Genomic DNA, 9623 nt, shown 5'->3' with positions numbered 1-9623 from the left:
CCCCGCCCGCCGGGGGGCGGGGGGGGGGGGGGGGGCCGGGGGGGGGGGGCGGGCCGCCCCGCCCCCGCCCCCCCCCCCCCCCCCCCCCCCCCCCCGGCGGCCTGCGGCCGTCAGTCCATCGGCCGCTTGGGGCGCCAGACGACCAGGGCGCTGCCCGGCTGCGGCTGCTGGTACGGGACCAGGTCGCGGCGGTACGAGGCGTGGACCGCGGCCTCACGGGCCTGGAGGGCGGCGGCCGCCCCGTCCACCGCGCTGGCCAGCTCGGCGACGCGCTGCTGGAGCGCGGCCACCTGGTTCTCCAGCTCGATGATCCGCTTGATGCCCGCCAGGTTGATGCCCTCGTCCTGGGAGAGCTGCTGCACGGTGCGCAGCAGCTCGATGTCCCGGGCCGAGTAGCGCCGGCCGCGCCCGGCCGTGCGGTCCGGGGAGACCAGGCCGAGGCGGTCGTACTGGCGGAGGGTCTGCGGATGCAGACCCGAGAGCTGGGCGGCCACCGAGATCACGTAGACCGGGGTCTCGTCGGTCAACTGGTACGCCCCGTCACCGAAGCGGGACTGTCGTCGGCGGCCTTCCATGTCAAGCTCCCTTCGCGGACTCGAACAGCAGGGCACGCGGGTCCTCGGACCCGGTGGCGTCCCGGTACATCTCCAGGGCCTCGCGGGCCTTGTCGGACAGCTCCGCCGGTACCGCGACCTCCACCGTGACGAGCAGGTCGCCGCGGGTGCCGTCCTTGCGGACCGCGCCCTTGCCGCGGGCCCGCATCGTACGGCCCGTGGGGGTGCCCGGGGGAAGCTTCAGCGTCACCGGCGGGCCGCCCAGGGTCGGGACCTTGATGTCGGCGCCCAGGGCCGCCTCGGCGATCGTGACGGGCACGGTCACCGTGAGGTTGTCCCCCTTGCGGCCGAACACCGGGTGCGTGCCGACGTGCACGACGACGTAGAGGTCGCCCGCCGGGCCGCCGCGCTCGCCCGGGGCGCCCTTGCCGCGCAGCCGGATCCGCTGGCCGTCGGAGACGCCCGCCGGGATCCTGACCTGCATGGTCCGGGAGGACTTGGCCCGCCCACTGCCCTTGCAGACCTCGCAGGGGTTCTCCGCGATCAGGCCGCGGCCCTTGCAGTCCGCGCAGGGGTCGGTGAGCGAGAAGCCGCCGCCGCTGCCGCGGGAGACCTGTCCGGTGCCGACGCAGGTCGGGCACACCCGGGGCGTGCCGTTCTTGTCGCCGGTGCCCGAGCAGGCCTTGCAGGGGGCCTGCGAGGACATCCGCAGCGGGACGGTCGCCCCGTCCACCGCCTCCGTGAAGGAGAGCGTGACCTCGGACTCGATGTCCTGGCCGCGGCGCGGCTGGGTGCGGGTGCCCGCACCGGCGCCGGCGCCGCGGTTGAACAGGCCGCCGAAGACGTCGCCCAGTCCGCCGCCGAAGCCGCCCTGGCCGCCGGCCTGGGCGCCCCCGAAGAGGTCGCCCAGGTCGAAGTTGAAGGAGCCGCCCCCGCCCGGACCGGGGCGGAAGCCCCCGTTGCCGAACAGGGCGCGGGCCTCGTCGTACTCCTTGCGCTTCTTGGCGTCGCCGAGGATGTCGTTGGCCTCGGAGATCTCCTTGAAGCGCTCCTCGGCCGAGGCGTCGCCCTTGTTGGCGTCCGGGTGGAACTCGCGCGCGAGCTTCCGGTACGCCTTCTTGATCTCTGCCTCGGTGGCGTCCTTCGGGACACCGAGGACCTTGTAGTAGTCCTTCTCGACGAAGTCCTTCGTGCTCATCCCCGGTGACCCTCCTCCCGTTTGCCTACATGGTGTCCGTCAGCCCTTGTCGGGGGCATCCGTGTCCTTGTCGGACGGCGTGTCGCCGTCGGCGGACTCGGACTTCGCGGCGGGCGCCGCGCCCGGCTGGGGCTCGGCCACCGCGACCCGCGCGGGGCGGATCGTACGCTCGCCGATCCGGTACCCCGGCTGCAGGATCGCCACGCAGGTCGTCTCGGTGACGTCCGGCGCGTACGAGTGCATCAGCGCCTCGTGGATCGTCGGGTCGAAGGGCTCGCCCTCCTTGCCGAACTGCTGCAGGCCCATCTTGGCGGCGGCCGTCTCCAGGGACTCGGCCACCGACTTGAAGCCGCCGACCACCTCGCCGTGTTCCCGGGCCCGGCCGATGTCGTCCAGGGTCGGCAGGAGCTCCGACAGCAGGTTCGCGACCGCGATCTCCTTGACGGCGACCCGGTCCCGCTCCACGCGGCGGCGGTAGTTCTGGTACTCGGCCTGGAGCCGCTGGAGGTCCGCGGTGCGCTCGTTCAGCGCGGTACGGGCCTGGTCCAGCTGCGCCAGGAGGGCTGCGTCCTGAGCTGCGTCCCCGGCCGGGGCCGCCTCCTTCTCCTGCGAGGAGTCGGCGGCCTTCGGCTCGGCGTCGTCCGCGCCGGTGGGGACTTCGGGCTTCTCGTCGAAGCCCGGGGTCTCCTCCGACATCAGGCCTGGCCGCCCTTCGGCTTGTCCTCGTCGACGATCTCGGCGTCGACCACGTCGTCGTCGGCCTTGGCCTGGCCGGCGTCACCGGCACCGCCGGCGGCCTGGGCGGCCTGCGCGTCGGCGTAGATGGCCTGGCCCAGCTTCTGGCTGACCGCGGCGAGCTTCTCCGTGGCGGTGCGGATCTCGGCGGTGTCCTCGCCCTTGAGCTTGTCCTTCAGCTCGGTGACGGCCGTCTCGACCTCGGCCTTGACCTCGGCCGGAACCTTCTCCGCGTTGTCCGCGAGGAACTTCTCCGTCTGGTAGACGAGCTGCTCGCCCTGGTTGCGGGACTCGGCGGCCTCGCGGCGGCGGTGGTCCTCCTCCGCGTACTGCTCGGCCTCCTGGCGCATGCGGTCGACCTCGTCCTTGCCGAGCGAAGAGCCGCCGGTGACGGTCATCTTCTGCTCCTTGCCCGTGCCGAGGTCCTTCGCGGTCACGTGCATGATGCCGTTGGCGTCGATGTCGAAGGAGACCTCGATCTGCGGCACGCCGCGCGGGGCCGGCGGCAGGCCCGTCAGCTCGAACATGCCGAGCTTCTTGTTGTACGCCGCGATCTCGCGCTCGCCCTGGTAGACCTGGATCTGCACGGACGGCTGGTTGTCCTCGGCCGTCGTGAAGATCTCCGACCGCTTGGTCGGGATGGTCGTGTTGCGCTCGATGAGCTTGGTCATGATGCCGCCCTTGGTCTCGATGCCGAGGGACAGCGGGGTCACGTCGAGGAGCAGGACGTCCTTGACCTCACCCTTGAGGACACCGGCCTGGAGGGTGGCGCCGATGGCGACGACCTCGTCCGGGTTGACGCCCTTGTTGGCGTCCTGACCGCCGGTGAGCTCCTTGACGAGCTCGGCGACGGCCGGCATGCGGGTGGAGCCGCCGACCAGGACCACGTGGTCGATCTCGGACAGGCTGATGCCGGCGTCCTTGATGACGTTGTGGAACGGGGTCTTGCAGCGGTCGAGCAGGTCCGCGGTCAGCTGCTGGAACTGCGAGCGCGTGAGCTTCTCGTCCAGGTGCAGCGGGCCCTCGGCGGAGGCCGTGATGTACGGCAGGTTGATGGTCGTCTCGGTGGACGACGACAGCTCGATCTTCGCCTTCTCGGCGGCCTCGCGCAGACGCTGGAGCGCCATCTTGTCCTTGGACAGGTCGACGCCGTGGCCGTTGGCGAACTGCTTCACCAGGTAGTCGACGACGCGCTGGTCCCAGTCGTCGCCGCCGAGGTGGTTGTCACCGTTGGTGGCCTTGACCTCGACGACACCGTCACCGATCTCCAGCAGGGACACGTCGAAGGTGCCGCCGCCGAGGTCGAAGACGAGAATGGTCTGGTCGTCCTTGTCGAGACCGTAGGCCAGGGCGGCGGCCGTCGGCTCGTTGACGATGCGCAGGACGTTCAGACCGGCGATCTCGCCGGCCTCCTTCGTCGCCTGGCGCTCGGAGTCGTTGAAGTAGGCCGGGACGGTGATGACCGCGTCCGTGACCTTCTCGCCCAGGTACGCCTCGGCGTCGCGCTTCAGCTTCTGCAGGATGAAGGCGCTCATCTGCTGCGGGTTGAAGTCCTTGCCATCCAGGTTGATCTTCCAGTCAGTGCCCATGTGGCGCTTGACGGAGCGGATGGTGCGGTCCACGTTCGTGACCGCCTGGCGCTTGGCGACCTCGCCGACGAGGACCTCGCCGTTCTTGGCGAAGGCGACGACGGACGGCGTGGTCCTGGCGCCCTCGGCGTTGGTGATGACGGTGGGCTCGCCGCCTTCGAGAACGCTGACGACGGAGTTAGTGGTGCCCAGGTCGATGCCGACCGCACGTGCCATTTCGATTCCTCCAGCTGACTTGAGTGGAACAGACTCAAGGATGCCGCACCGCTGCGCCCGCGTCAACAGAGCTGAGTCGGGGGGACTCAACCTTTAGGCGGGGCTTACGCTCAAGGGGAGCCCGACTCCAGCCTCGTCGGCGTGTGGGGCGCGGGGTCCGGGGGCGGCGCCCCCGGCCGCGGCGCGGCACCCGAACGGGTTCCCGGCACGGGGTGCGGCCGCGCGGCGCGGCGGGCTCGCGGTGGGCGTCCGGCAGCGTGCCTGACATGCCTCTGATGCCGCCCCTGCCCGCCCGGCCCCCCTGGGCCACCCGGGCCGCCCGGGCCATCCGGCCGCTCCGGCCACGGGCGCCCCGACTCCGGGTGCGATGGCCGGCCAGGCCGCCGGCCAAGCGGGTCTGCGACCTGATCGGCGCGGTCCCTCTGGCGGTGCTGTCCGCCGTTCCCCTGCTGCTGGCGGCCGCCGCGCTGTACGCGACCGCCCGCGCCGGCGTCCTCGTACGGGAGCCCGCGCTCGGCCTGGCCGGCCGGCCCTTCCGCACCTGGCGGCTGCGCACCGCCGGCGCCGGCCGGCCGGGCGCGTGGGTGCGACGGTGCGCCCTGGACGGCCTGCCGCAACTGGTCAACGTGCTGCGCGGTGAGATGTCGCTGGTCGGGCCGCGCCCCGAGCCCCGCGGCGACCACCCCGAACGCCTGCTCGTACGCCCCGGAATGACCGGATTGTGGCAGGTCGGCGCACGTCCCGACCTCCCCTGGGAGGAGATGGCCCTGCTGGACCGGCACTATGTGGAGAGCCATTGGCTGGGGATGGACCTCGCGATCCTCGCGAAGACCCCTCGGGCCGCCTTCCTGCACAGGCGCGCCTGAGCGACACAGATCACCGCTCACCCACCTACAGTGCGGCGCGGGAAATGGGTAACCTCAAGCCTTGACTCAATAAGTTACCGCTTAGTAAGTCCCGCCCGAGGAGCCCTCCCATGCAACTCGCCGCGATCATCGTGTCGCTGGTCCTGACCGTGGTCGGCGTCGCGCTGATCGCCCGAGCCGTGGCGCAGATCTACCGGTTCGTCAAGCTCGGCCAACCCGTTCCCGCGGGCAGCCGCACCGACGACCCGACCGCCCGCAGCATCACCCTGGCCAGGGAGTTCGTCGGCCACACCCGGATGAACCGGTGGGGCGTCGTCGGCGTCGCGCACTGGTTCGTCGCGGTCGGCTTCCTCACCCTGGGCCTGACGATCGTCACCGCCTACGGCCAGCTCTTCAAGGCCGACTGGGTGCTGCCGGTGGTCGGCGGCTGGCTGCCGTACGAGGTGTACACCGAGTTCATCTCGCTGGCGACGACGGTGGGCATCCTCGTCCTGATCGCGATCCGGCTGATGAGCCTGCCCTCAAGGGCCGGTCGAAAGTCGCGCTTCGCCGGCTCGAAGGCCTGGCAGGCCTACTTCGTCGAGTACGTCATCCTCACCATCGGCGTCTGCATCATGGCGCTGCGCGGCCTTGAGGGCGCCATCCACCACGTGGAGGGCTACGAGGCGGCGTACTGGGCCTCGTACCCGCTGGTGCTGGCCTTCAAGGGGCTGAGCCTGGGCACGCTCCAGAACCTCGTGTACTTCTTCGCGATGGTCAAGCTCGGCGTGACCATGACCTGGGCGATCACCATCGGCCTCAACACCAACATGGGTGTGGCCTGGCACCGCTTCCTCGCGTTCCCGAACATCTGGTTCAAGCGGAACGCGGACGGCGCGACGGCGCTCGGCGCCCTCCAGCCGATGACCAGCGGCGGCAAGGAGATCGACTTCGAGGACCCGGGCGAGGACGACGTCTTCGGCGTCTCCCAGGTCGAGCAGTTCTCCTGGAAGGGCATCCTCGACTTCTCCACCTGCACCGAGTGCGGCCGCTGCCAGTCGCAGTGCCCCGCCTGGAACACCGGCAAGCCCCTCTCCCCCAAGCTCCTCATCATGTCGCTGCGCGACCACGCGCACGCCAAGGCCCCGTACCTGCTCGCGGGCGGCGGCAAGACGATGGAGGGCGAGGAGAAGGCCTCGGCCGAGCAGCTCGCCGACGTCCCGGCCGCGGCCCTCGCGGAGGCGGAGCGCCCGCTGATCGGCACCGTCGAGGAGAACGGCGTCATCGACCCGGACGTGCTGTGGTCCTGCACCACCTGCGGTGCGTGCGTGGAGCAGTGCCCGGTCGACATCGAGCACATCGACCACATCGTCGACATGCGCCGCTACCAGGTGATGATCGAGAGCGCGTTCCCGTCGGAGGCGGGCACGATGCTCAAGAACCTGGAGAAGAAGGGCAACCCCTGGGGCCTGGCCAAGAAGCAGCGCGTGGAGTGGACGAAGGAGGTCGACTTCGAGGTCCCGATCATCGGGAAGGACGCGGAGGACCTCTCCGAGTTCGACTACCTGTACTGGGTCGGCTGCGCGGGCGCCCTTGAGGACCGCGCGAAGAAGACGACGAAGGCCTTCGCCGAGCTGCTGAACATCGCGGGTGTCAAGTTCGCGATCATGGGCGGCGAGGAGAAGTGCACCGGTGACTCGCCGCGCCGCCTGGGCAACGAGCCGCTGTTCCAGCAGCTGGGCCAGGAGAACGTCGCGATGCTGAACATGGCGTTCGGCGAGGACGACGAGGACGAGTCGACGAAGAAGCCGAAGTCGGCGAAGCGGATCGTCTCGACCTGCCCGCACTGCTTCAACACCATCGCGAACGAGTACCCGCAGCTGGGCGGCGAGTACGAGGTCATCCACCACACGCAGCTGCTCCAGCACCTCATCGACGAGGGCCGCCTCACCCCGGTCACCCCGGTCGAGGGCCTGATCACGTACCACGACCCCTGCTACCTGGGCCGCCACAACAAGGTCTACACGCCGCCGCGCGAGATCATGTCCGCGGTCCCGGGGCTGCGCCAGCAGGAGATGCACCGCCACAAGGAGCGGGGCTTCTGCTGTGGTGCGGGCGGTGCCCGGATGTGGATGGAAGAGCGCATCGGCAAGCGCATCAACAACGAGCGCGTCGACGAGGCCCTGTCCCTGAACCCGGACATCGTCTCGACGGCCTGCCCGTTCTGCCTGGTGATGCTGACGGACTCGGTCAACGGCAAGAAGAACGACGGCAAGGCGAAGGAGTCCGTCCAGGTCGTGGACGTGGCCCAGCTGCTGCTGGAGTCGGTGAAGGCCCCGGAACCGACGGAGGAGGAACTGGCGCAAGCCGCTGCCGCGGCGGAAGCCGAAGCCGCTGCCGCGGCGGAGGCCGAGGCGAAGGCCGCCGCGGAGGCGAAGGCCAAGGCGGAGGCGGAGGCGGAAGCCAAGGCCGCGGCGGAGGCCAAGGCCAAGGCGGACGCCGAGGCCGAGGCGAAGGCGGAAGCGGACGCGAAGGCCAAGGCGGACGCCGAAACGGAGGCTGCGACGGACGCGGACGCTCCGGCCGAGGCTGCGGCCAAGGCCGAGGCGAAGCCCGAAGCCGAGGCGAAGCCCGAAGCCGAGGCGAAGGCGGACACTCCGGCCAAGGCCGAGGCCAAGCCCGAAGCCGAGGCTCCGGCCAAGGCCGAGGCGAAGCCCGAAGCCGAGGCTCCGGCCAAGGCCGAGGCGAAGCCCGAAGCCGAGGCTCCGGCCAAGGCCGAGGCCAAGCCCGAAGCCGAGGCTCCGGCCAAGGCCGAGGCGAAGCCCGAGGCGGACGCTGCGGCCGAGGCCGCTCCCGCGACGGAGAAGGCGGAGCCGGAGGCGGAGCCGGAGGCGGAGCCGGAGGCGGAGGCCGCTGGCGACGCCGAGGCGAAGGCCGAGAGCGGCAAGTAGCGCGACCACGCAGGAACGGCCGGTCCCCTCGGGGGCCGGCCGTTCCTGCGTGTCAGGACCGCCGTTCACGGGCCGCCGCTGCGCGGGGCCGTCCCCTGCCCGCCCTTCACCCGTTCTCCGGGGCTCCGCCCCCGCCCCCGCGCCTCAAACGCCGGTAAGGCTGTGTCTCGCGCGGCGAGGCTGTCCAGCGCACGCACGGGGCCAGGGGCAGAGCCCCTGGGAACGGCGGAAGGGCGGGTAGGGGACCACTCAGCGCAGCGCCACCCAGGGACTTCGGGCGGCGGCGGGGTCAGCGGCGGGAACGGTCGCGGAGGATCGCGAAGCCGAGGCCCGTCGCGCCGATCGCGGCCCTGCCGCCTCCGGCGGCGAGCAGCACCCTTAAGGCGCACATCCGAACAAAACGACCAGCCCTCACGTCCCCTAGGGGATGTCACAGCTCAGCCGCAAAGGCCCCGTTTCCACCGCCCCGGCCACCACCGCCCGCGGGAGCAGGTACTTTCGATCACGTGGCTGGATTCAGGATCGGACGGGGCCGGGACGACGACCGCCCCCCGCAGCAACCCCCGCACACCCCGCGGCAGCAGCCGTACGGCCGGCAGCAGGCGCCCCAGGCGCAGGCCCAGGCGCCGTACGGCCATCCGCCGTACCCGCCCGCGGGCGGCCCGCCGCCGCAGCAGCACTGGCCGGAGCCGGGCGGCGGCGGCCAGGGGGAGCCGGAGTACTTCGACCCGTACGGCGGCGGCCCCGGCGGCCACCCCCAGCCGCCGCACCACGCCGCCCCGCACGGGCCCTCGTACGCCGACAACCCGGGCCACACCCAGGCCTTCTCGCTCGGCGAGGACCCGTACGGCCACGCCGCGACCTACCAGGCGGGTGCCGCCGCCCCCGCCCCGGCCGGGCCGCGTCTGCACTGGAAGGACCTGCTGCGCGGCATCGTGCTGCGTCCGGGGCCGACGTTCCTGCAGATGCGCGACTACGCCGTATGGGGCCCGGCGCTCACCGTGACCTTCCTCTACGGCATGCTCGCCGTCTTCGGCTTCGACAAGGCCCGCGAGGACGCGATCAAGGCGACCCTGACCCAGGTGATCCCGATCGTCCTGAGCACCGGCGTGGCCTTCGTCATCTGCGGGCTCATCCTGGGCGCGGTCACCCACACGCTGGCCCGCCAGCTGGGCGGCGACGGCGCCTGGCAGCCGACCGTGGGCCTGTCGATGCTGGTCATGTCCATCACGGACGCGCCGCGCCTGCTGGTGGCGGTGTTCCTGAGCGGCGACAACATGGTGGTCCAGGTCCTGGGCTGGGTGACCTGGCTGGCGGCCGGCGCGCTGTTCACCTCGATGGTCAGCAAGTCGCACGACCTGCCCTGGCAGAAGGCGCTGGGCGCGTCCGCCATCCAGCTGGTCGCACTGCTGTCGATGATCAAGCTCGGCACCCTCTGACCGGGCGTCCCGGGACACGGGAAGGGGGGGGGGGGGGGGGGGGGGGGGGGGGGGGGGGGGGGGGGGGGGGGGGGGGGGGGGGGGGGGGGGGGGGGG

6 protein-coding genes and 1 pseudogene are annotated in these 9623 nt (G+C 71.7%); 3 read left to right on the top strand and 4 right to left on the bottom strand.

Features of this window, described 5'->3' with window-relative positions; translation table 11 throughout:
- Positions 1-110: 110 nt before the first annotated feature.
- The 4 genes from WDV06_RS34570 to dnaK are packed head-to-tail and all read right to left on the bottom strand — an operon-like array spanning position 111 to position 4292.
- Positions 111-575 carry a heat shock protein transcriptional repressor HspR gene (locus WDV06_RS34570; protein WP_395513781.1) on the bottom strand — a complete coding sequence of 155 codons (465 nt, stop codon included), beginning with the start codon at positions 573-575 and terminating at the stop codon, positions 111-113.
- Position 576: 1 nt separating this feature from the next.
- A complete protein-coding gene (gene dnaJ / locus WDV06_RS34565) occupies positions 577-1752 on the bottom strand; it encodes a molecular chaperone DnaJ (protein WP_395513780.1) in 1176 nt (391 codons plus the stop codon).
- A gap of 39 nt (positions 1753-1791) precedes the next feature.
- Entirely contained in the window at positions 1792-2448 is a 657-nt protein-coding gene (gene grpE, locus WDV06_RS34560) for a nucleotide exchange factor GrpE (protein ID WP_395513779.1), read from the bottom strand.
- On the bottom strand, positions 2448-4292 hold the full coding sequence (gene dnaK, locus WDV06_RS34555; protein ID WP_395513778.1) for a molecular chaperone DnaK: 1845 nt from the start codon (positions 4290-4292) through the stop codon (positions 2448-2450). The genes grpE and dnaK overlap by 1 nt, the downstream gene beginning before the upstream one ends.
- 266 nt (positions 4293-4558) lie before the next feature.
- Here dnaK and WDV06_RS34550 point away from each other — a divergent pair, with 266 nt between their 5' ends.
- The 3 genes and pseudogenes from WDV06_RS34550 (at position 4559) to WDV06_RS34540 (ending at position 9527) form a co-directional block, all read left to right on the top strand.
- Positions 4559-5158, top strand: coding sequence for a sugar transferase (locus WDV06_RS34550; protein ID WP_395513777.1), 600 nt, complete (start codon positions 4559-4561; stop codon positions 5156-5158).
- 110 nt (positions 5159-5268) lie between these two features.
- Positions 5269-7485, top strand: a pseudogene (locus tag WDV06_RS34545) ((Fe-S)-binding protein); the annotation flags it as partial.
- Positions 7486-8594: 1109 nt separating this feature from the next.
- Positions 8595-9527: a Yip1 family protein gene (locus tag WDV06_RS34540; RefSeq protein WP_395513776.1), complete on the top strand. Its 933-nt coding sequence runs from the start codon at positions 8595-8597 to the stop codon at positions 9525-9527.
- Positions 9528-9623: the final 96 nt, after the last annotated feature.

The sequence above is a fragment of the Streptomyces racemochromogenes genome (assembly GCF_044129415.1).
Classification (GTDB): domain Bacteria; phylum Actinomycetota; class Actinomycetes; order Streptomycetales; family Streptomycetaceae; genus Streptomyces; species Streptomyces racemochromogenes_A.
Note: the sequence above shows the minus strand (reverse complement) of the source record. Positions and strands in the feature narration are given on the sequence as shown.

Coding starts and splice junctions, on each gene's coding strand:
- WDV06_RS34570 (WP_395513781.1), bottom strand. CDS start 575: ATGGAAGGCCGCCGACGACAGTCCCGCTTCGGTGACGGGGCGTACCAG.
- dnaJ (WP_395513780.1), bottom strand. CDS start 1,752: ATGAGCACGAAGGACTTCGTCGAGAAGGACTACTACAAGGTCCTCGGT.
- grpE (WP_395513779.1), bottom strand. CDS start 2,448: ATGTCGGAGGAGACCCCGGGCTTCGACGAGAAGCCCGAAGTCCCCACC.
- dnaK (WP_395513778.1), bottom strand. CDS start 4,292: ATGGCACGTGCGGTCGGCATCGACCTGGGCACCACTAACTCCGTCGTC.
- WDV06_RS34550 (WP_395513777.1), top strand. CDS start 4,559: ATGCCTCTGATGCCGCCCCTGCCCGCCCGGCCCCCCTGGGCCACCCGG.